1 pseudogene is annotated in these 509 nt (G+C 40.9%); it reads right to left on the bottom strand.

From position 1 onward, the window contains the following. A pseudogene (locus R7Q46_RS30535) lies at positions 1-378 on the bottom strand (chemotaxis protein); the annotation flags it as partial. Between the last annotated feature and the right edge of the window lie 131 nt (positions 379-509).

Here is a 509-nt window from a genome sequence, read left to right as displayed (position 1 = left end):
ACGAGTGCCAGATAAGAAGAAAGCGACAACCAACAAAGGCACCCAATAAGTTTGAGTTGAATCAACCACACCACCACTTTGATAAATGATATTGAGTGCATGCACCGACATCCCGACAAAACCAAGGTTAAGTGATAACGCAGGTTGCTTAAACCATTTGAGACTAGAAGCGGAAACAAGCTCAAGAGTAATCAGAATGACAGAAGTTAAGATCAAGCTTTCGTGTCCATGCTTGAACCACTTAATTAAGCTATAAATTCCGACCAGAAAAGCGATGAAGGTAAATAAAGAGAGGATGTCAGCTTGACGTTGTTGCGTTCTCGTCCATTGAGGTTGGCGCGGCATAAATACACTGCGCCACAGCGTGGCTGGATTCATGTTCAATCTTCCTTGATTGATTTCTTATTAGACATCCGACCACTATAGTTTTGCAACATTTTTACAACAAATTTATTCCTTAAATCTGTCTGAGGTGTCTCATTTTTAGTACGGTGAGAGTCTAGCGATAA

The sequence above is a fragment of the Vibrio sp. 811 genome, assembly GCF_033339195.1.
The sequence above is the reverse complement of the archived record's forward strand: the minus strand, read 5'-3'. Positions and strand labels throughout refer to the sequence as shown.